This is a genomic window from Bizionia paragorgiae, assembly GCF_900107625.1.
GTDB lineage: Bacteria > Bacteroidota > Bacteroidia > Flavobacteriales > Flavobacteriaceae > Bizionia > Bizionia paragorgiae.
The window spans coordinates 1-23,496 of the sequence record NZ_FNQK01000002.1; the positions used below are offsets into that span (position 1 = coordinate 1).

The 23,496-nt window shown below is 37.7% G+C and carries 11 protein-coding genes and 1 pseudogene; 5 read left to right on the forward strand and 7 right to left on the reverse strand.

Features of this window, described 5'->3' with window-relative positions; all coding sequences use genetic code 11:
• From BLV64_RS01250 to BLV64_RS01275, 6 genes and pseudogenes are all read right to left on the reverse strand, one after another.
• Positions 1-767 (reverse strand): annotated as a pseudogene (locus BLV64_RS01250) (PD40 domain-containing protein); the annotation flags it as partial.
• Between the two features lie 20 nt (positions 768-787).
• A complete protein-coding gene (locus BLV64_RS01255) occupies positions 788-1,696 on the reverse strand; it encodes a PorP/SprF family type IX secretion system membrane protein (protein ID WP_092131373.1) in 909 nt (302 codons plus the stop codon).
• A 31-nt stretch (positions 1,697-1,727) separates the two neighbouring features.
• Positions 1,728-7,109, reverse strand: coding sequence for a T9SS type B sorting domain-containing protein (locus BLV64_RS01260; protein WP_143034115.1), 5,382 nt, complete (start codon positions 7,107-7,109; stop codon positions 1,728-1,730).
• A gap of 177 nt (positions 7,110-7,286) precedes the next feature.
• Entirely contained in the window at positions 7,287-8,324 is a 1,038-nt protein-coding gene (locus BLV64_RS01265) for an aldo/keto reductase (RefSeq protein ID WP_092131375.1), read from the reverse strand.
• Positions 8,325-8,490: 166 nt separating this feature from the next.
• On the reverse strand, positions 8,491-9,447 hold the full coding sequence (locus BLV64_RS01270; RefSeq protein WP_092131377.1) for an OmpA/MotB family protein: 957 nt from the start codon (positions 9,445-9,447) through the stop codon (positions 8,491-8,493).
• An 18-nt stretch (positions 9,448-9,465) separates the two neighbouring features.
• On the reverse strand, positions 9,466-10,227 hold the full coding sequence (locus BLV64_RS01275; protein ID WP_092131378.1) for an exodeoxyribonuclease III: 762 nt from the start codon (positions 10,225-10,227) through the stop codon (positions 9,466-9,468).
• A gap of 124 nt (positions 10,228-10,351) precedes the next feature.
• Here BLV64_RS01275 and BLV64_RS01280 point away from each other — a divergent pair, with 124 nt between their 5' ends.
• The 5 genes from BLV64_RS01280 to BLV64_RS01300 all read left to right on the forward strand — a co-directional run bounded on the left by BLV64_RS01280 (position 10,352) and on the right by BLV64_RS01300 (position 21,765).
• Positions 10,352-13,789 (forward strand): hypothetical protein, encoded by a 3,438-nt coding sequence (locus BLV64_RS01280; protein ID WP_092131381.1) that lies wholly within the window; start codon positions 10,352-10,354, stop codon positions 13,787-13,789.
• A gap of 54 nt (positions 13,790-13,843) precedes the next feature.
• Positions 13,844-14,233: a hypothetical protein gene (locus BLV64_RS01285; RefSeq protein ID WP_092131384.1), complete on the forward strand. Its 390-nt coding sequence runs from the start codon at positions 13,844-13,846 to the stop codon at positions 14,231-14,233.
• A gap of 70 nt (positions 14,234-14,303) precedes the next feature.
• The gene (locus tag BLV64_RS01290) at positions 14,304-18,611 is read left to right on the forward strand and encodes a CusA/CzcA family heavy metal efflux RND transporter (RefSeq protein ID WP_092131387.1); all 4,308 of its coding nucleotides are present in this window, start codon (positions 14,304-14,306) and stop codon (positions 18,609-18,611) included.
• An 11-nt stretch (positions 18,612-18,622) separates the two neighbouring features.
• Positions 18,623-19,768, forward strand: a complete 1,146-nt coding sequence (locus tag BLV64_RS01295) for an efflux RND transporter periplasmic adaptor subunit (protein WP_092131390.1) — start codon at positions 18,623-18,625, stop codon at positions 19,766-19,768.
• A gap of 20 nt (positions 19,769-19,788) precedes the next feature.
• A complete protein-coding gene (locus BLV64_RS01300) occupies positions 19,789-21,765 on the forward strand; it encodes a heavy metal translocating P-type ATPase (RefSeq protein WP_092131393.1) in 1,977 nt (658 codons plus the stop codon).
• A 163-nt stretch (positions 21,766-21,928) separates the two neighbouring features.
• On the opposite strand, the gene BLV64_RS01305 is transcribed toward BLV64_RS01300, so the two are convergent.
• Positions 21,929-23,470 (reverse strand): glycine--tRNA ligase, encoded by a 1,542-nt coding sequence (locus tag BLV64_RS01305; RefSeq protein ID WP_092131968.1) that lies wholly within the window; start codon positions 23,468-23,470, stop codon positions 21,929-21,931.
• Between the last annotated feature and the right edge of the window lie 26 nt (positions 23,471-23,496).

Here is a 23,496-nt window from a genome sequence, read left to right on the forward strand (position 1 = left end):
AATTGAATCACACTTAATTTAGTGTTAGTATCTTCGTTCTTCTCGTACATATTGTCAAAGAAGCTCTCACGAGAGAAATACATAGTGTTTCCATCTGGAGAGAAGGATACGATACCTTCGTGGTATTTCGTATTGATTTTTCCTTTTATTAAATTAGGCTCAGAGTAAGTTCCATCTTCAGCTAAAGTTAACTCGTAGATGTCTAAAAACGGTTGGTCATTCCAGCCGTAAGTACGTCTTGAATCGTTTCTTGCAGAAGTAAAGTATAATTTACCATCTTTTAAAGTCCCTCCAAAATCTGAAGCTTCAGAGTTAAACTCTAAGTTTTTGGCTGTATACTTTTCTTCTTTAGCTAAAATATCATTTAGATAATTAGGGTTTGCTAAAAAAGCTTTCGCGCGCTCATCGCTAGGGTTAGCGGCAGCAAACTTTTGCATTTGTTGGTTTGAAGCGTCATACTTTCCGTTAGCTTTTAGCATTTCAGAGTACTTAAATCTCATTTCAGGATCTGTACTAGATTCTAAAGCTTTAGCATACCATTTTTCGGCGTCTACAGTATTAAAAATATTGTAGTTCGCTTCGGCTAATTGACCGTACACATAAGCATCGGCTTCTCCTTTGTCTACAAGTTTAGCATAAGCTTCGGCAGCTTCTACAAACTGCAACTTCGCAAAATGTTTGTCGGCTTTTTCAGTCGATTTATTTTGAGCAGTCACACTAAAGCTACTCAGGATAATTAGTGTTAATAATAATTTTATATTTTTCATAGTTGATTTAGCTTAACTGATTAGAAATAACGAGGTGAACGCGATACTTTCTTTGGTAAGAAAATGTCGAAGTTTATAAATATTTCGTGTGATGAACTGGTATCGATATTTAAGTCAGATTGAATGCTATCGTAAGCATATCCTATTCTTAAATTTGGAGATACCATAAAGTTTATCATACCACTAAACGAATCGTCTAAACGGTAACCTGCACCTACTTCTACTAAGTCGTACATAAATAAGTTTAGGTTAGCATCATAAGATACGGGTGCATCGAAAGCAAACTTAGCAAGCACGTGTGGCTTTAATTTAAAGTTTGGTGATAAATCGAATACGTAACCTGCAGCTGCAAATAAATGCTCTGATTCTGATCCTATTTTACGACCATCAACATCTAAATGTGTTGCATTTAAAATGTTTGGCATAGAGGCAGAAATGTAGTATTTGTTTGGCTTGTAGAAATACGCTCCAGCACCAACATTTGGTGTGGTTTCGTTAATATCTTGACTGTAAAATGGATCTCCTGGATCTAAAGTCACTACCGAACCGGTTCCGATATCATGAAATGTAGCTCCCGCTTTTAAACCTAAAGCTAATTTAGTCTCTGTTCCCATTGGCAAGGTGTATGAGAAATCGATGTAAGCATTAGTTTCACTTACAGGACCAACTTCGTCACTAATAAGTGAGAAACCTAATCCTACACGATTCCCTACCGGAGAGTGAATAGAAAGTGTTCCTGTAGTAGGAGCACCTTCTATTCCAACCCATTGGCTCCTGTAGAGTGCTCCAATAGAAACACTCTCGCTAGAACCAGCATAGGCCGGGTTAATAATATTCATATTATACATGTACTGTGTGTACTGTGGGTCTTGTTGTGCATAACTGTTTAAAGCAAACAAAACGGCGAAAAGGATATATATTTTTTTCATTCTTTTATTTTAGTTGATGTTTGTAATGCTATTATCTGTTAATGTAAACCCAAGCTGTTTTTACTTTTCCGCCTTGGTATTTCATTACATAGTAGTAGGTTCCTACTGGTAACTCATCACCATCGTTAGATTGTCCAAACCATTCGTTTGTATAGTTTGTCTTAGAATATACTTTAGTTCCATATCTATTAAAGATCTCTAAACTCTGTACATCAAAACTACTTAAATCGAAGTTGTCGTTTAAGTTATCGCCGTTCGGTGAAATACCTTGAGGGATAACACAAGATTCTAGCTCATAAACTTCTACTTCTTCTGTAGTTGATGGACATGAACTGTTATTAAAGCTCACTGTAATTTCATAAGTACCAGCAGTATAAACAGAGTTTAAAACTAAACTTGTAGCTCCAGGAATAACAACACCGTCTTTAGTCCATGAAATAGTAACTTCAGACTCCGAGTAATTGTTTCCAATAGCTGTAATCGCTATTGGCGATGTTGCATTAGGGCACACCTCGTAAACATTACTTGTATCTATAGTTGTATTTGGTAACGGATTAACCACTAAGTCTAAAGCAGTCGTTGCATAACAATCTGCAGACGCATTATTTTCTACGCGCACATAAACTGTTTGTGGATTAGAAATGTTCGTATAAGGAGATACTAGAGCATTTGCTCCTGCATCAGCATCAACTTGTGATAAATAGTAAGACACGTTATAAGTCGCTGGGTTTTGACCATCTAAAACTGCCGCCGAATGCGAGTCTAAGTCAAACAACTCCGTTTCATCTTCCGCATCTTCAGCACAAAGCTCAAAGTCTACACTTGTCGCCACAGGAATAGCTCCTGTTATTAATAAGTCGAATGACGTGTTTGTACTTGCACAACCTGAACCTGAACCAACAGCATCGAAATCTTCAACTCTAACGTAAATTGTAGTTCCATCTACAGCATTATAAGGAGAAGCTAAAGCATTTGTTCCTGCTTGTGCATCACCTAAAGTTTCATGATATGTTACCACAAATTCTGTCTCACTTTGAGCACCTAAAATAACAGGTGTTTGAGCTTCCAAGTTAAAATCCTCAGTACCATCACCAGAAATATCACACGTCACCATATCTGGTGCCGCATTTGCTACTGCTGAGTCATAAAAATTAAGAAGGACATCATACTGTGAGTATACCTCACAATCACTATCATATGCAATAACACTATAAAAATCAGATTCTGTTACCACTAACGACCCTGAAGTCTCATTATCTAAGATAATCCCATTTTGAAACCACTCGTAAGTATCTGCAAATGGAGATTCAGCAGTTAAAGTTGTCGAACTGAACCCACATAAATTAGCTACTGCAGGTGTAGTTTCATCGTTATCTTCGTCTACGAATACCGTATCATTAGAAGTTATTTCCACATCTAATTCAGCAACAGTAGATCCTGCACCTGTTCCACCAGAATTGGTTTGTTGTATTTGAATATCTCCAGGTTGGTTTGCGTAGTTAGTAACTAACAGTACATAAACCTCTCCTGAAATGGCATTATCAATAGTCATATTTTCTACTGAATTGATACTATAACTACAATCCATAATATTTCCTGATGGATAGAAATTCGAGTTTGAAGTATTGTTAGGACAATCTCCAGGTGTAGGACACCCTTCATCTAACACGTTAGCTTCACAAAAATCGGTTGCCGTATCAAAAGGTCCCCATAATACGAAATCGACATCTAATCCATTTCCTGTATCTGAAGTTTGGGTAATTTGAATTTCAATAGTTCCAGATTCTCCAATTTGGATAATATTCCAAGATGGATTTGGAGTTGTATATAAACAAGCTATTTGCCCTCCACTTGGGAAGTTAGTCAGGTTTGGTGATGTTTGAACCCCATTATTATTACAGAATGTTCCCGCATTGTCACAAGATGTTCCACTTGGCGCCTCTGTAATACATAAATCGAATGAACTAGACTCAGAAGAAGAACCTCCAGAAAATACTCTAATATAATACGTGTCACCAATAGTTAATGGCGGTGTTATACCTGAATCGGTAGTAAAACAATCCATTTCCACAAGGGCATCACAAGCACCTTCGTAAATTCCGAAATCTAAGTTCGTTGTTCCTCCTTGAATATTTAATATTGAAATTATTTCAAGTTCATGTAATGCTGTAAACTCAAACCACACATCGTCGTTTGGATCACCGCCACAAGTTCCTGTTGGAACACCTGATGGTGTAGCTTCTAAAATTGTCCCTGGCGTTGTTACTGTACAACTACCATCGGTATTTACTTGAGCCACTGTAGCTCCAAGACAATTATCGTTAGCTGGAGGACATGCTAATAACTGAATAGCTGCACTCGTAATGACACAGTTAACATCTTGCTCATTAGCAACTGTAAAGATAACATCTGTTGCAAAAGGGAAAGGTCCAAATTGCGTAGTACCTGCCTCAGAAACTGAAACTGGTGTACTTCCTTGGTTATCCGAAATTAAAACAGAAGTGGCATCTCCAAGAGACGTTACATTAACGTCTACTAAAAATTGATCGCCATTATCACAGTCATCTATTACCATAAAGGTAGCTTCTGGGTTAACACAAGTTGCACAAGACACTGTAATATCTAAAGTATCAAAAGCTGACACCGTAGAACATCCTGTAGAACCATCTGAATCAATCGTAAACGAAATCGTATCACCTGTAGAAACAAATGTTAATCCTGCTAAATTTCCGTTATTACCGTAAGGTGTAGCGACATTCATATTTGTACCGTCAGTATCAAACACTAAGAATTCATCCCAGTTAGATTCTACTGTACCTGCGTTTATAGCAAAATTAAGTGGCGTACCATCGGTACTTGTAAAAGTAAACACATTAGTATCGTTATTTTCATAACAGTATGTGAAGTTTACAGGACCTACAGAACAATCTACAGTATAGTTTACTTGAACCGTCGTTGTAAAGGTCACTGGACCAGACCATGCACTAAAACCATCAGTTCCACAGTCAGATCTTACATAAACTTCGTAATCTGTTTGGAAAGCTAATCCTGTTTCGTTAATTGTTGTTGTAGTCACAGCTGTCCCAGAAGTAGGCTCTCCTGTTCCTGCTGGTTGCACTACATACTCCCAAGCCGTCTCTCCTGCACCTGCCATCCATGACACATCAGCTGAAACGCCTGTTATATTTGTTACTTGAATTCCTCCTGGTTGCACACAAGAAGGTAACTCACCGAAAGTGACATCATCGATAGCGATATCGTCATAAAAATCACCAGGTGAAATAATCTCAGAAAATGTAAAACGCGCCTGAACTGGGCCTGTGATTGTTAACCCTCCTAAGTCTAAATATTTTAATTCCCACCCTGCGGTGTTTGTGTTATAAGTACCCATTAAATTCCATGCAGCACCATCCCAAACCTCTACATCTAATTGAGAGTTTGCATCACCTTCGTTATGACTTAATTCATAAAATGATAATGCCGGATTTACTAATCCTGAAACATCTACTAGAGGAGATAATAAAACCGCTGGTGCATCTGTTCCTGACGCATCAACCCATGCAAAATAACCATTGGTAGCAGTAACCCCATCGATAACACCATTATTACCTATATGGTTAAATCCTGGATCGTTATCAAAGTTCCAATCTTCACCACCACTCATTGACCAACATACAGGAATAGTTCCTCCGTTTTCAAAGCCTTCGGTGTACGGCGCTATAAATGTTACACATTCTGTAGTGAAAGAAATTGGACCCATCCAGTCGCTAAATTCACCAGTACAATCTGCTCTTACATAAGCTTCATAAGTTGTAGCAGCCGTTAAACCAGTAGCAACATAAGGATTTACCGTAGTCGCGTCTCCGTTTCCTGCAGGCACTCCTGTTCCTGGTACTTGCACTGCAACTTCCCAAGCTGTCTCTAAACCATTAGAAACCCAAGAAATAGTTGCTGTAGTATCGGTTGTATTAACTATACCCACGTTTGAAGGGTTTACACATGATGGTAACTCATCGAAAGTTACATCATCAATAGCAATATCATCATAGAAATCTCCACCTACCGGTTCAGAGAAAATAAAACGTGCTTGCACGTCTCCTGTTATAGTTAAGGTACTAATATTTATGACTTTCTTTTCCCAACCACTAGTATTGGTATTATAAGTACCCATTAAGTTCCATGCAGCACCATCCCAAACCTCTACAACTAATTGAGAGTTCGCATTACCTTCGTTATCACTAAGTTCGTAAAATGAAATTGAAGGTGTTATTAAAGCTGACACATCTACAAGAGGTGTTGTTAATGTTGATTCCCCGTCGTCACCAGTCGAATCCACCCAAGCAAAATAACCGTTAGTTACTGTATTACCTGTAATCGTACCATTATTTCCGATATGGTTTCCAGCTCCTGTATTACTAAAGCTCCAATCTTCACCACCACTCATTGTCCAACATAAAGGAATAGCTCCTCCATTTTCGAAACCTTCTGAATATGGGGCAACAAACGTCACACATTCTGTTGCAAAATTAAACGGACCAACCCATGGGCTATATTCCGTTCCACAACTAGATCTTACATAAACCTCATAGTTAGAAGCCGGTGTTAATCCAGATGCTACATAAGCTGTATTTGAAGTTGCTGCATCTCCATTTCCTGTTGGAACACCTGTTCCCGCCGGTTGAGTTACTACTTCCCAAGCTGTTTCCGTTCCTCCTAAACCCCATGCTATATTTGCTGATGTTGCAGTAATATTCGACGCTGAAAGATTTAATGGTTCTGGACATGTTACTTCATATACAGATACTGTATCGAAAGCAAAACCTTCATCGTTAACCGAACCATCTGCAGAAAACGCTATACGTAAACTTACTGCCGATTCTCCTGCTAATCCAATTAATGCATGTCTTGCAACAACCCATCCACCAGATCCGTTACCGGTACCTTGTCTTCCTGTCCAACCTTCTTGTTGTCCTCCAGGATTACTATTAATAGTATCATCATTAAACCAATTATTAGCATCGCCAAATGCACCTACATTTTGCCATGTTGCTCCGCCGTCTATGGAAGATTGTAAGACCGCTCCATCCCAACTAAATTCTGAATTCCACCATACACTTAATTGTACTGCTGGTGCCGCAAGAGTAGTGAAATCAAATACAGGACTAACTACAGACGAGTCCTCGTTAGAGCTATAGGTACCTGTTAAATTCGTAACCCAAGCATTAGCACCTGAGTCGGCACTATTAATAACTGTGTTTGCCGGTGCTCCTAGAGCCCAAGAACCTCCATTGGCAGTCCAACCACCAGCTCCCGCTTCAAAGTCCTCATTATAAGGAAAAGTGGCAATTTGTGCATTAGCTTGCAACCCTAATAAAATGGTTAACATCGCTAATAAATGAGTAATTTTTTTCATTATAGCTATTTTTCTTAGTTTATTAATCACCTAAACTATAAAAAATAATTATGACCTAAATACATTACTTTATTTTATAGACGAAAAGCGCATTTCATCGACGAAATACCGTTTTCTTTAAGAATCACCCTTTAATGTTATTGTTTTCTTAACAAAAGCATAAATAAAGATTAAATTTTAAGGCGCAGGATTAGGAATCACAGCATGTATCGCATTAATATCACTAATAATTTCTGGGCTTAAATTAAGCGTTATAGACCCTAAATTCTCCTTTAATTGTTCCAAATTTGTCGCTCCAATAATAGTGCTCGTCACAAAAGGCCTCTGAGTCACAAAAGCTAAGGCCATTTGTGCCAAAGACATTTGGTGTTTTTCTGCTAAATCTAAATACATTTTCACAGCCTTTGTAGACTGCTCACTACTGTACCTTGTATAGCGTGAAAACAAATTTAAACGTGAGTTTGCGGCATCAGTTTTTTTAAGGTACTTTCCCGACAACACCCCAAACGCCATAGGGGAATAGGCCAACAAGCCTATTTGCTCACGATGAGAAACCTCGGCTAAATCGCCTTCAAAAAGACGGTTTAATAAGGAGTAAGGATTTTGAATGGTGATTGGTTTTTTAAAATTGCTTTTTTCAGCCTCTTGTAGAAAGCGCATGGTGCCCCATGCTTTTTCATTAGACAGTCCGAAATTACCAATTTTCCCTTCTTTAATAATACCGTTTATCGATTCTAAAACTTCGGCAAAATTATCTTTCCACTCATCGGTCTCATCTGGAACATAATCCCGAACACCAAAAGTATTGGTATGTCGCTCAGGCCAATGCAATTGAAACAAATCGATATAATCTGTTTGTAATCGTTTTAACTCATTGTTTACAGCATCATGCAGACTTTGTTTACTAAAGCCTGTGGTTCTTATATGTGCGGTATAGTCTCCGGGCCCCGTAATTTTTGATGCGAGCACCACTTTATTGCGATGTCCAGATTGCTTTAACCAAGTTCCAATAATTTCACTTGTTCGTCCTTGAGTATCTGCCGATGCCGGAACAGGGTACATTTCGGCGGTATCAATAAAATTTATACCGTGATCTAAAGCATAGTCTAGTTGCTTATGTCCTTCGGCCTCGGTATTTTGATTGCCCCAAGTCATAGAACCCAAGCAAAATTTACTTACTTTAATAGTGGTATTTGGTAGTGTCGTATATAACATGCTTAATTTTTATTTAAATATAAAAAGACCTTTCGTTATATTGGTTACGAAAGGTCTAAATCTGTTTTCTGTATTGCGTTAAGGATGGAGCACCTGTTGGAGCTCTCCCGTTTTTTCACGGGAAGCGACTTGCGAGAGCCTGACCCGACAGGGTAACGCCCTAAACTTAAATATCGTTTAACAATTTAGAAAGTTCGTCTAACTTAGGCGTTAAAATAATCTCTATTCTTCTATTTTTTGATTTACCTTCTACAGTTTCATTACTAGCAACGGGGGCATACTCACCGCGACCAGCAGCCGTTAAATTATCTGGTTTAATAGCACTATTTTCTTGTAAAATTTGGACTATCGCTGTAGCTCTTTTAGTCGATAAATCCCAGTTACCACTAATTTGAGAGGACCCTCTATATGGCGCGTTATCGGTATGGCCTTCTATCAAGACGGCAATCTCAGGGTTGTCTGCCAAAACACCTCCTAATTGTTTAACTGCTTTACGCCCTTCGACACCTACAGACCAGCTTCCTGAATGAAAAAGTAATTTATTTTCCATAGATACATACACCTTACCATTGCGTTGCTCTACCGTTAAACCTTTACCTTCAAAATCGGTTAAAGCACGAGAAACCGCATCTTTTAGCGCAGTCATTTCAGCTTCCTTAGCCGCAATAACGCTTTCTAACTCAGCCACACGTTGAGAACGTGCTTCTAGCTGTTGTTTTAAAGTTTCTAAGCGTTGGTTTTCGGCTTGAAGGGCCTGCTCTTTAGCCTCTAATTGTGCTAACAACTCTCTATTTCTCTTAGAATTAGCTGCAATTGCCGATGAACTATTGGCATCTAAAGCATCGTAAGACGCTTTTAAATTAGTATAACTAGATTTTGTGGCATCGTAATCACTTTGCAACTGATCGCGTTTAACCACAGCAGCATCATACTGTTTTTGAAGCGCATCTAAGGCGTTAGCCGCTTGATTTTTTGCTTTTAACAAATTATTATTTTCATCTTTTAAAGACTGATTCTCTTTTTTTAATGCAGCATATTTGTCCTCCAAATCTTTATAGACTTTAGGGGAAACACACGCCGTTAAAGAGGCAATGACTAATGATAAAACAAGGATTTTTTTCATTGATTCTGTGATATAAGGTTATAGATTTAATTCTAGCAGTATTGGACAATGGTCACTATGTTTGGCTTCACTAAGTATAACGGCTCTTTTAATGTTTTCTTGTAGCGGTTCGCTAACCATAGCATAATCTAAGCGCCATCCTTTATTATTAGCACGTGCATTTGCACGGTAACTCCACCAACTGTATTGCTGTAATTCGGGGTGTAAATACCTGAAGGAATCGGTAAATCCAGAATCGATAAACTCACCTAACCACTGACGTTCTTCAGGTAAAAATCCTGAGACGTTTTTCATTTTAGGGTTATGAATATCTATTTCCTCATGACAAATATTATAATCCCCACAAACAACTAAGCTGGGTACGGTTTTTCGCAATTCGCTAAGGTAGTCTTGAATGCGATCCATATACTCGAATTTATGAGACAGACGTAAATCATTAGTTCCCGACGGCAAATACATACTCATTACAGAAACCCCATCAAAATCGGCACGAATGTTACGCCCTTCAAAATCCATAGACTCTATTCCTGTTCCATATTCAACATGATTAGGCTCCGTCTTACTTAAAATAGCAACACCGCTATAGCCTTTTTTCTGTGCGCTAAACCAGTAGTTGTATTTATATCCAGCCTCTTCAAAAAGCGGTAGATCTAACTGCTCTTTCATAGCCTTTATTTCCTGAAGACAAATGACATCGGGATTAGCACTTTTTAACCACTCTATAAAACCTTTATTTATTGCTGCACGTATTCCGTTGACGTTATATGAGATTATTTTCATTGTAAAGTTGAAGTTATTTCGGCTAAAATAAATAATGAGTTACTTTTACGCTATCTATTTAAGTATGTTTTAACCAAAAACTATTAACAAAATATATTGACTTGTTTTTAGTTTATACTAGTATATGAAACTAATTATTACTCTTTCCTTTTTTATTTTGGGTGTTTTTGCCACTGCGCAAGAGCAGAACCCAATCCATAAGAGTAAAACCGTAGCTTTTAAAACAGAGATGAAAATTGATAGCGTTAGCATAAACCCTAGTTTTTTTAATCTTCTGCTAAAAGACAACACGCCTATAGACTCTACCTTGTACACCGTAGATTTTGAGAAAGCGATACTGCGATTTCACAAACCTATTAGTAGCGATTCCCTTGTAATCAACTACACCAAGTACCCCGAGTTTTTAACTAGAACCTACCAGTTATTTGACCAATCTGTGATTGTTGAAAACAACGATAATATTAATACCATTTACCAAATAAAGCAGCCCAACACCGAAAACACGTTTATGCCGTTCGACGGACTCACCACGTCGGGAAGCATATCGCGAGGGGTAACTATTGGAAACAACCAAAACTCGGTTTTAGACAGCGAGCTCGATTTACAAATTACCGGTAAGCTAAATGATAAGGTCTCTCTACGTGCTTCGATTCAAGATGCTAACATTCCCTTACAAGAAAGTGGGTATTCTCAAAAACTAGACGAGTTTGATCAGGTGTTTATAGAACTCTTTAGTGACCAGTGGTCCATTCGAGCAGGAGATATAGACCTAGAAAACAACAACTCTTATTTTTCTAACTTTTCAAAACGCGTTCAGGGCTTATCTCTACAGGCTCAATTAGGTGACGACGATTCGCAAACAAACCTATTTGCCGCAGGAGCGCTAGTCCGCGGACAATTTACATCCAGCCAATTCACAGCACAAGAAGGTAATCAAGGACCCTATAAATTACAGGGTAAAAACGGGGAGCTTTTTGTTCTCATTGTATCTGGTAGTGAAACCGTATATGTTAACGGTATTGCTTTAGAGCGGGGTGAGAGCGCCGATTATATTATAGATTACAACGCCGGAGAAATTATTTTTAACGCTACTTTCCCTATCACTTCCGAAATGCGAATTCGCGTTGACTACCAATATAGCGAACGCAACTATTCACGCTTAGTCGCTTATGGCGGCGGTAATTACAAGAGCAACACACTAAGTCTTGGTGTCTCTGTCTATTCAGAAAACGATTCTAAAAACAATCCTTTACAGCTAAACCTCTCCCCAGAGCAAGCCGCTGTTCTTAGTGCTGCGGGAGACGACCGCTCGCAAATGGTAGCTCCTTCAAGTGTAGAGGAGGCCTATAATGAAAATCGGATTTTATATAAAAAAGAACTGATTAATGGCGTTGAAGCTTTTGTGTTTTCTAACAACCCCGAGGACACCTTATACAACGTAAAATTCACCAATGTTGGCGAACAACAAGGGCATTATATAATAAGTAATACAAATGCTATTACAGTGATCTACGAATATATTGCACCCGTATTAGGCGTACCTCAAGGAAATTTCGAACCTGTAGTGCAGCTCGTTTCCCCGACGAAATTACAAATCGCTGTGGTAAACGGAAGCTACACCCCTACCGACAAAACCACTGTAAATTTTGAAGTTGCCGGAAGTAAAAACGATTTAAACTTATTTTCGGATATAGACGATAATGACAATGATGGCTACGCTGCAAAAGTAACCGTAGAGCAAGCCTTAATTAAAAATGATAGTTTATGGAATATAAACGCCGTTTTTGATACCGATTATATTAATGAAAACTTTAGAAATATTGAAGGGCTTTATAATCCGGAGTTTAACAGGGATTGGAATTTAGCTCCTTCAACAAGTGCTAATCAAATTATTAACGGATTAGGTAATCAAGCATTGCTTACCGGAGGACTCAAGGCTTTTCATCAAAAAAAAGGATTAGCAAGCTATCGGTTTGAGCACCTTAATTATTCGGAGGGCTTTAATGGAAACCGACATATCGCTTCAGCTCGCGTGTTTATAAACCGCTTTACCCTCGCTACCCAAACCAGTTTCTTGTCGGCGAACTCTTTTGAAAATAACTCCACATTTTTCAGGACCTATAATACAATCCGTTACGATCAAGAAAAATCGTGGATAGGCACAAAACTAGCCGCAGAAAACAACCAACAAGAAAATAAGATCACAAAGCTACTGACTGATATATCACAAAAATATAAGTCTTACGAAGTCTTTACAGGAATTGGAGACAGTACTGGCGTATTCACGGAAATTGGTTATAAATATCGCGTTAATGATAGTATTAGAGATAATAGCTTAAAAAAAGTGAACACCTCTAATACCTACTATTTAGATTCCCGATTAATTAAAAATGAACGCACTAATCTAGCCTTGTATGTAAATTATAGAACTTTAAAAAATGAAGATTCTACAAAAACCAAAGAGCAGTCTCTAAACTCCAGATTACAGTACAATCAGCAATTTTTAAGTAATTTAATACAGTGGAATACCGTTTTTGAAACCAATTCAGGAACTCTCCCTCAGCAGGACTTCACTTACGTTGAAGTCGAACCCGGCCAAGGTGCCTATACATGGATAGACTACAATGGCAATAGCATACAAGAAATTGAAGAGTTCGAAATCGCTCAGTTTCAAGATCAAGGCAGCTATATTCGCGTGTTATTACCCAATCAAATATTTATAAAAACACATCAGAACAGACTAAGTCAAACGCTAACCTTAAATCCGAGCTCATGGATTAATTCCGATTCTAAAACCGCTAAATTCTTATCCCATTTTTACAACCAAAGCTCGTATTTAATCGATAGAAAAATAAAACGAGACGGACAGTCTTTTAATTTAAATCCGTTTAAAAATAACAGTGAAACGGCCTTGGGCTTACAGTCTAATTTTAGAAATGTATTATTTTTTAACCGTGGTAAACAACAATACACCACCTCCTATACTTTTTTAACAAACAACTCTAGAAACCAACTAACCGTTGGGTTTATTGCAAATTCACTTACAAGTCATCAACTACAATTTAATCATAAGTTCGCAACAAGCTGGTTGGTTAACTTTCAAACTAGCCTCGATACAAACACCAGTGAAAGCGAGAATTTTATTAGTAAAAATTACAAACTAGACGAACAGCGCCTAAACCCTAAACTCTCCTATTTGCTAAACGACACTATGCGTTTTGATGTGTTTTACCAATACACTGAAAAAGAAAATACGATTGGGGATTTAGAACGCTTAAACCAACAAAAATATGGGGTATCGTTTGCTGTGAATAGTAATCAAAAAGCGGCTATTTCAGGAGAATTCAACGTATTCTCTAACGCTTTTGAAGGCAATCAGAACACCCCAGTAGGCTATCAAATGCTCGAGGGATTACAACCCGGAAGAAACCTAACTTGGAGTGTATTGGCGCAAAAGAAAATTACTAAATACCTCGATTTAAATCTGACGTATTTTGGTCGAAAAAGCGAGACTAGCAAAACGATCCACACGGGTAACGTGCAGTTAAAGGCTTATTTTTAAACTCAGCAACTCTTGTTACACTATAACTTAATAAATTTCGTATTTTTGTTAAGTATGACACAAGTAACCTCTATAGCGTTTTCTTTTTTAATTCTTTTTCAAAGTTTCAATATTAGCTTTGAAGACTTCTCTCGCTTTGGTGTACTTTTAGAGCATGCAGAATACCACCAAGAACAGTATGGTGATTCGTTTTTTGAGTTTTTAGCTGAACATTATGGAGACTCCACATTCCATCCTGCTAGCGAACATTCAGAACACAACGAGCTTCCTTTTAAAGAACACCATCAAACGTGCACGCATGGTTTAACCTTGTTTACTTATACAACACAGGAGTATAGTATTGATAAAGTCCCCTTTATAGACATATCGGTTAATTTTTACTACAAAGATTCTGTTTCCCTTTTTGAAAAACCAACGTTTTTTCAACCACCAAAACACGCATAATTCTACACGCGTTTATTATTCCATAGCTTCTCAGTTTCTGATTGGCTAGTCACTTTAATTACATTGAATTATGTTAGAAAACATCATTAAATTCAGCTTGAAAAACAAGCTGATTATTCTGTTAGGTGCCTGTGCTATTATTGGTTTTGGCGTAGTATCACTAACCCAAATATCTATCGGTGCCGTACCGGATATTACCAATAACCAAGTACAAGTCATCACGACATCTCGAAATTTAGCGACTCAAGATGTAGAACAGTTTATTACCTACCCTGTAGAGTTAGAAATGGCCAATTTACCGGGAGTTCAAGAAATCCGATCCGTTTCAAAATTTGGCCTTTCGGTAGTTACTATTGTATTTAACGACGATATAGGCACCTACTTACCGAGACAGCTGATAGCCGAAAAAATCAAATCGGCATCCGAAAAAATACCTGCAGGTTTCGGATCCCCAGAAATGGGCCCCATAACCACTGGGCTAGGAGAAATATATCAATATATTTTAGATGTAGAACCCGAATATAAAGACCAGTATTCCATTACCGAACTACGAACTATTCAAGATTGGATAGTAAAACGACAATTATCGGGAATCCCAGGCGTGGTCGAAGTCAATACTTGGGGTGGTTTTTTAAAACAATATGAAGTAGCGATTAATTCTCAAAAATTAAACGCTATGAATATTACCGTCTCCTCTATTTACGACGCCCTAGAAAAAAATAATAGTATTGCAGGGGGTGGCTATATAGAAAAAAATAATAAAGCCTATTTTATTCGTGGAGAAGGCCTCGTAAATTCATTACAAGACATTGAAAATATTGTCGTTAAAAACGACGGAGCTCCTATTTATATTAAGGATGTGGCAACTGTAGGCTACGGACACGCCACACGCTTTGGGGCTATTACAGGAAATGGTGAAGGTGAAAAAGTCCTGGGCCAAGTGATGATGCTAAAAGGTGGAAACTCTAAGCAAATTATTGAAGCTGTTAAAGAGCGTGTTGCCAGCATTGAAAAAACACTACCAGAAGGCGTTTATATTAACGGCTTTTTAGAACGTAGTGAACTGATAGGAAAAACAACTTATACCGTTGCCGAAAACCTTATTCTAGGCTCTCTAATTGTGATTTTTGTCGTGGTTTTACTCCTTGGTAATTGGCGTTCCGGTTTAGTCGTTGCCTCAGTAATCCCATTAAGTTTGCTCTTCGCTATTTCCCTAATGAATATTTTTGGTGTGGATGCCAATTTAATGAGTATGGGCGCTATCGATTTCGGGATTATTATTGATGGTGCAGTAATAATCGTAGAATATATTGCATTTCAGATTACCACTCAAAGTGCCAAAATAAAGACAATCACCAAAGAAGCTATAGATAGTATTACTTTGAAAAGCGCTTCCAAAATGATGAATTCAGCTATTTTCGGACAGCTTATTATTCTCATTGTTTTCATACCTATTCTCTCACTAAGCGGCATAGAAGGTAAAATGTTTAAGCCCATGGCTATGACCTTCAGTTTTGCTTTAATAGGTGCTATGATTTTATGCTTAACCTACGTCCCAGTAGTTTCTGCACTTTTTCTAAAACCTTCTAGTCAATCTCCAAAAAACGTGTCGGTTAAAATAATGAGTCGTCTTACCAAATGGTATGAACCTGTAATTACATGGGCCCTACATCACAAACGTTTGGTAATAGGGGTAGCCGCAGGACTATTAGTATTAAGCATTGGTATATTTAGTAAAATGGGCGGTGAATTTGTACCCACCTTAGACGAAGGCGATTTTGTTATCCAACCTGTTTTAAAAACAGGGACCTCCTTAAGTAAAACTATAGAAATCACCACTAAAATCGAACGCATACTCCTCGAAAACTTCCCGGAAGTGGATCAAGTTGTCACGCGTATTGGTGCTGCTGAAGTTCCTACCGACCCGATGTCTATGGAAGAGAGCGACGTGATTATTAAACTAAATCCAAGAAAAACCTGGGTTTCTGCCGAAAGCAAAGATGAATTGGCAGAAAAGTTTAAAGAAGCCTTAGCCATTATTCCTAATATGGAAGTTGAATTCACTCAACCTATCGAAATGCGATTTAATGAACTTATCACCGGAGTTCGTGCGGATGTGGCAATTAAAATATTTGGTGATGATCTCAGTATTCTCGCATCGAAGGCAGAGGCTATAAAAAACGCCATTTCTAATGTGGAAGGGGCATCAGATATCATCGTTGAAAAAGTGGAAGGCTTACCGCAAATGAGCGTTTCTTTTAACCGCTTAAAAATTGCACGTTACGGACTTAATATTGCCGATATAAACCGTGTCATTTCTATGGGATTCGCTGGTGATGTTGTCGGTCAGGTTTTTGAAGGTGAAAAACGCTTCGATTTAGCCATTCGTCTCGATGAAAATAACCGAAAAAATATAACGGATTTAGAGAACCTTTATGTCGACCTTCCTTCGGGAGGTAAAATACCATTAAGTGAGTTAGCCACCATAACATACACCTCCGGTCCTGCTCAAATTTCTAGAGATGACACCAAACGACGTATTGTAGTTGGTGTTAATGTTAGAAACCGCGATTTACAATCGGTAGTTACCGAAGTACAAGATATTATTAATACTAAAATTGAAATCCCTGTAGGCTACAGTATCACTTATGGCGGTCAGTTTGAAAATTTACAAAGCGCAAAAGACCGCTTACTTATAGCTGTACCAGTAGCCCTTATACTTATCTTCGTTATGCTTTATTTCGCTTTCAATTCTGTAAAAGATGCGCTCTTAGTTTACTCCGCCATTCCATTATCGGCTGTTGGTGGTATCCTATTATTATGGACACGTGATTTACCGTTTAGTATATCGGCAGGTGTTGGCTTTATTGCCCTATTTGGTATTGCCGTATTAAACGGTATCGTTCTTATAGAACATTTTAAGGAACTAAAATCTCAAGGCATTACAGATATTGAAACCCGAATTAAACGCGGTACGATCGAGCGTTTACGACCTGTTTTACTAACGGCTTCTGCTGCTGCCCTTGGGTTTTTACCTATGGCCATCTCTACAAATGCTGGTGCCGAAGTGCAACGTCCTTTAGCAACGGTTGTTATTGGCGGGTTAATTACAGCAACTATTTTAACTTTAATAGTGCTCCCGGTATTATACGCGTGGATGGAAGAAAAAAAATCAAAGACCATGAATAAGACTTCTTTTGCAACACTTATCGTCTTTCTAATTTCAGTTTCAGGATTTTCTCAACAACAACCGCCGCTAAGCGTTGTCGAAACCTATGAACTAGCTTTGAACAATAATGCGCAATTAAAAACATCACGCCTACAAGTTGATGAAGCCGATGCACGTATTTCTAGCGCTTTCGATTTTGACAAGACTCATATTTACTATACTTACGACGAGAATAATCTTGCTATTAATAATGAGCCATTAAAAATATATGGGATATCTCAAGACTTTTTATTTCCAACGCGTTATTTTGCACAAAAACGAGCTCACCAAGCCGCTCGCGATCTGAAAGCTTCAGAAAATACCGTTCTATTATTACGTTTTAAACGCGAAATCTATGCGAATTATTATGAACTAAGCTATGCAAAAAGCAAAGCAAAAACTTACCAATATCTCGATAGCCTGTATTCTAAATTTGCTCACAACGCCAAACGGCGTTTTGAATTAGGAGAAAGTAATTATTTAGAAATGCTAACGGCGAAATCTAAAGAAAAACAAATACAAACCCAGTACAACCAAGCCAAACAGGACGTTTTTATTAAAACCGAGCAATTAAAGAAAATGGTACAGGTGGATAGCATAAAAACCAGCGACGCTCCTTTAAAAAAGCTCTCATTAACAGCTATAACAGCCTCTGAAGGCAATCCGGGATTATTGTATTTCGACGCTTCTAAGCGCTATTATAAAGCCCTAAAAAACAAAGAAAAGCAAGCGCTTTTACCTGATATTACGGTCGACTATTTTGTAGGTACAAATAGCACTCTTGATACGAATGTAAAAGGCTACCAGATTGGGTTAAAAATCCCGTTATTTTTCTCAGGTAATGCCTCTCGGATAAAAGCATCTAAAATTGCTGAAGATATCGTTAGCATGCAAAAAAACGATTATAAATATAAACTCAACGGAGAATACCAGCGCTTATTAGGACTATTAGAGCAACATCAAGAAGCCATAGACTACTATGAATCGCAAGGCCAACAATTACAAGAACAGATTATTAAAACCGCAAACCGTTCTTTCCAAGAAGGTGAAATTGACTTCTTTCAATATATCCAAAGTTTAGAAACAGCTAAGGATATGGAATTGGAGTATTTAAACAATTTAAATAGTTATAATCAAACTGTAATTACATTAAATCATTTAACTTTATAACAACACATATTATGAAATCACTATATATACTTGTTCTATTAACTTTGTTTACGGCATGCGGAAACAGTGATAATAAGACCATAGATAAAGCAGAACCAACAACGCACAACGATGAAATTAGCCTGTCGAAAGCACAATTTAAAAGTGAGAGCATGGTGTTAGGCCAGCTTACCGAACACACTTTTTATGAAACGGTAACGGTTAATGGGGTTATTGATGTGCCACCACAAAACAAGTCGCGCGTTACCACGCTAATGTCTGGCTATATTACCAAGACGCCTTTATTGGTTGGTGACAAAGTAAAAAAAGGACAACTTCTAGTAACCCTTGAGAACACAGAGTACATAGAGTTGCAACAAGAGTATTTGGAAGTTGCTGAACAGCTGAGCTATTTAAAAAACGAATTCACGCGTCAGAAAACATTATTCGATGAAAAAATAACATCTGAAAAAAACTATTTAAAGGCCGAAAGCACCTATAAGAGTAATCTTGCTTTTCACAACGGATTAGAGAAAAAACTGCGTATGTTAAACCTAAACCCGAAATCAGTTTTGGCAGGTAACATGTCTTCAACAATAAATATTTATGCCCCGATTACGGGCTACGTTTCAAAAGTAAACGTAAGTAATGGCGAATTTGTATCTGGTAGCGATGTGATATTAGAGCTTATAGACATTGACCACATTCACTTGGAGCTTTCTGTTTTTGAGAAAGATATAATGAAATTAAAAAAAGGACAAACCATTGCGTTCACCATTCCTGAAGCTTCAGATGAGACCTTTAATGCCACTGTGCATTTAGTAGGAACCACAATAGACCCTACAACCAGACGTGTTCAGGTTCACGCCCATATTGAAGAAGAGGAGACGCAGTTTATAGTCGGTATGTTTGCAGAAGCACAAATTCATATTTCCGAGGTTAAAAGTATGGCTTTACCTCAAGAGGCCGTTATCACCTTAGACGATGACCACTATGTATTGCTTTTAGAAGAAAATACGGCAGAAGGATATGTTTTTAAGAAAAAGGAGGTTAAGGTTGGCAAACAAACCGAGAACTTCATTGAACTATTAGACACCACAAACCTGGTTAATAAACAGTTTATTACACAAGGCACCTCCATGCTTCTTAATGAAAGTGAAGGCGGCCACAGTCATTAATAACTAACGAACACATTAAAATGAGTAATCACAATAACGACCCACATAGTCATAGTCATAATTTAATTTTCGGAAAAAACACAGAACTCTATTTCTCGATACTCTGTGGGGTATTTTTAATCGCTGGTTTTTTAATTAGCAAACTTACCGCCTTATCCAATTGGATACCGTTTATAAGCTATATAACAGCTTATTTCTTTGGCGGTTATTTTATTACCATCGAAGCGTATAAAAAAATTACTAAAGGCGGTTTTGATATTGATTTTTTAATGATTGCTGCTGCGGCAGGCGCTGCATATATTGACAGCTGGGCAGAAGGCGCGTTACTTTTGTTTTTGTTTAGTTTAGGCCATGCTTTAGAACATTACGCCATGAATAAAGCTAAAAAATCCATTGAAGCTTTAAGCGATTTATCGCCAAAAACAGCGCTGTTAAAACAAGGTAACACCTTAAAGGAAATCCCGATTGAAGACCTTAAAATCAATGATATTATTGTTGTTAGACCGCATACAAAAATTGCTGCCGATGGCGTAATAGTAACCGGAAACAGCAGTATAAACCAAGCTCCAATTACCGGAGAAAGCATGCCTGTAGATAAAACAGCTATTGCCTCAACAGAACACGTACCAGAATTTAAAAACATAGATAAAAAACACATAGCGTTTACAGGAACTATTAATGGCGATAACTCTATCGAAATTCAAGTTTTAAAACTCAGTAAAGACTCTACTGTTGCACGATTAATTAATATGGTGAGTGCCGTCGAAACTCACAAATCACCAACACAACGCTTAACAAAAAAGTTTGAAAAATGGTATGTACCCATTGTAATTATTGTCGTGACCTTGTTGTGTTTTGCTTATTTTATAATAGACGAATCGTTTAACGACAGCCTATACCGAGCCATAACAGTACTGGTAGCTGCAAGTCCGTGTGCACTAGCGATTTCCACACCAAGTGCGGTGCTTAGTGGCGTAGCAAGAGCAGCACAAAAAGGCGTTTTAATAAAAGGCGGAAAAGCTCTAGAAGATTTAGGTAGTATTACAACCATTGCCTTTGATAAAACAGGTACATTAACCGAAGGTAAGCCAAAACTTACCCATGTTATACCTTTAAACAATTTTGACGAAAAAGAATTTTTACAAATCGTTTTAGAAGTTGAAAGCTTAAGTAACCACTCTTTGGCGAAGGCTATCGCCAAAGATATTGAAGATCTCCATCATATAAATTTTAAAGGCCGCGCAGAAAATATTGAGGCCATTCAAGGAAAAGGGATAGTTGCTTTATATGACAAAGCTAAAGTAAGTATTGGAAACTTAAAACTAATGCAAGATGATGGTATTACCGTCGAAGACACAGTCCTAGCGCAAATGGATAGTCTTTTACAAAACGGACATACAGCAATGCTTGTAGCCTTTAAAAATGAAGTTATAGGCATTATTAGTGTTATGGATGTACCTAGAGAATCGGCTGCTAGCACACTTAAAAAGCTAACTTCTATTGGTATTAAACGCATGATTATGCTTACCGGAGACCATCAGAATGTTGGAGATTCGATTGCAAAACAAATTGGATTAACAGAAGCGAAAGGCGGTCTCTTACCAGAAGATAAAGTAACTGAAATTGAAAAGTTATTAGCGACTGACGGAAAAATAGCAATGGTGGGAGATGGTGTTAACGACGCTCCCGCTATGGCATTAAGCACGGTAAGTGTTGCTATGGGAGCTGCAGGAAGTGATGTAGCACTTGAAACAGCGGACGTCGCTCTAATGTCTGATAAGATTGAAAGACTTCCCTTTGTAATCGGATTAAGTAGAGCCTCGAAACGTATAATTAAACAAAACCTATTTATCAGCTTAGGGGTGGTAATCATCCTTGTTCCTGTTACTATTTTAGGTCTTACCAATATCGGACTAGCTGTTTTATTTCATGAAGGATCAACCGTTGTTGTGGTAATAAATGCGCTGCGCTTGTTGGCTTACAAGGGTAATTTATAGGTTTCATACTAGAGGAATTTAGTTTCTAAGAACTGCTTTCACTTTAGATTAAAACTTACATTAGAAGTACAAATGACAAGCTTCCTGTAGCATTTCAAACAAAAAAAACACCCAAACTAAACAAATAGTTTGGGTGTTTTTTTATTAATAATTATTCTTTTAATTACATTTTTTTAAGCCATGTTTTAACATCCACTTCTTGTTTAATGATATCACGAAGATCTTCAATTTTAACACGTTTTTGCTCCATAGTGTCTCTATAACGAATCGTTACACTATTATCATTTAGCGTGTCGTGATCTACAGTAATACACAATGGTGTACCGTTGGCATCCTGGCGACGGTAACGTCTTCCTACAGCATCCTTTTCGTCGTATGCGATATTAAAATCCCATTTTAACTCGTCTACAATCTGCTGAGCAACTTCTGGTAAACCGTCTTTTTTAACTAGTGGTAATACGGCAGCTTTAAAAGGCGCTAAAACAGCAGGTAGTTTTAAAACTGTACGCGTCGTATTATTCTCTAATTCCTCTTCTTGTAAGGCATTAGAAAAAACAGCTAAAAACATACGGTCTAAACCAATTGATGTTTCTAAAACGTAAGGTGTATAACTTGTATTCTCTTCATGATCGAAATACTGTAATTTCTTTCCTGAGAATTCTTCATGTTGTTTTAAATCGAAATCAGTACGCGAGTGAATACCTTCTAATTCTTTAAATCCGAATGGGAACTTAAATTCTATATCGGTAGCAGCATCGGCATAATGAGCTAATTTCTCATGATCGTGAAAACGGTAATTCTCTTCACCTAAACCAAGTGATTTATGCCATTTCATACGTGCGTCTTTCCAGTACTCAAACCATGTCTTTTGAGTTCCTGGTTTAATAAAGAATTGCATTTCCATTTGTTCAAACTCACGCATTCTAAAAATAAACTGTCGTGCAACAATCTCATTTCTAAAGGCTTTTCCTGTTTGAGCGATTCCAAAAGGAATTTTCATACGTCCACTTTTCTGAACATTTAAAAAGTTCACAAAAATACCTTGAGCTGTTTCTGGTCGTAAATACAAATCCATTGCATGCTCGGCAGAAGCACCAAGTTTGGTTCCGAACATCAAGTTAAATTGCTTTACCTCGGTCCAATTTTTACTTCCCGTTAACGGATCGGCGATTTCTAATTCTTCGATTAATGCTTTTACATCGGCTAAATCTTCTTTTTCAAGAGATTTCCCCATACGCTGCAAAATAGAATCGATTTTTTCTTGATATCCTACTACTCTTGGATTTGTAGAAACAAATTCTGCTTTATCAAAAGCCTCACCAAAGCGCTTGGCAGCCTTAGCAACTTCTTTATCAATTTTATTTTCAATTTTTGCGCAATAGTCTTCAATTAAAACATCGGCTCTATAACGCTTCTTAGAATCTTTGTTATCTATTAAAGGGTCGTTAAACGCATCGACATGCCCAGAAGCTTTCCAAGTGGTAGGATGCATAAATATAGAGGCGTCTAAACCTACAATATTATCGTGCATTTGAACCATTGCTCGCCACCAGTAGTCACGAATGTTTTTCTTTAACTCTACTCCGTTTTGTGCGTAATCATAAACAGCGCTCAGGCCGTCATAAATTTCACTACTCTGAAATACGTAACCGTATTCTTTAGCGTGAGAGATTACTTTTTTAAATTTATCGTCTTGATTTGCCATAAGTACAAAAATATAAAACCGCTCCA

Coding starts and splice junctions, on each gene's coding strand:
- BLV64_RS01255 (WP_092131373.1), bottom strand. CDS start 1,696: ATGAAAAAAATATATATCCTTTTCGCCGTTTTGTTTGCTTTAAACAGT.
- BLV64_RS01260 (WP_143034115.1), bottom strand. CDS start 7,109: ATGAAAAAAATTACTCATTTATTAGCGATGTTAACCATTTTATTAGGG.
- BLV64_RS01265 (WP_092131375.1), bottom strand. CDS start 8,324: ATGTTATATACGACACTACCAAATACCACTATTAAAGTAAGTAAATTT.
- BLV64_RS01270 (WP_092131377.1), bottom strand. CDS start 9,447: ATGAAAAAAATCCTTGTTTTATCATTAGTCATTGCCTCTTTAACGGCG.
- BLV64_RS01275 (WP_092131378.1), bottom strand. CDS start 10,227: ATGAAAATAATCTCATATAACGTCAACGGAATACGTGCAGCAATAAAT.
- BLV64_RS01280 (WP_092131381.1), top strand. CDS start 10,352: ATGAAACTAATTATTACTCTTTCCTTTTTTATTTTGGGTGTTTTTGCC.
- BLV64_RS01285 (WP_092131384.1), top strand. CDS start 13,844: ATGACACAAGTAACCTCTATAGCGTTTTCTTTTTTAATTCTTTTTCAA.
- BLV64_RS01290 (WP_092131387.1), top strand. CDS start 14,304: ATGTTAGAAAACATCATTAAATTCAGCTTGAAAAACAAGCTGATTATT.
- BLV64_RS01295 (WP_092131390.1), top strand. CDS start 18,623: ATGAAATCACTATATATACTTGTTCTATTAACTTTGTTTACGGCATGC.
- BLV64_RS01300 (WP_092131393.1), top strand. CDS start 19,789: ATGAGTAATCACAATAACGACCCACATAGTCATAGTCATAATTTAATT.
- BLV64_RS01305 (WP_092131968.1), bottom strand. CDS start 23,470: ATGGCAAATCAAGACGATAAATTTAAAAAAGTAATCTCTCACGCTAAA.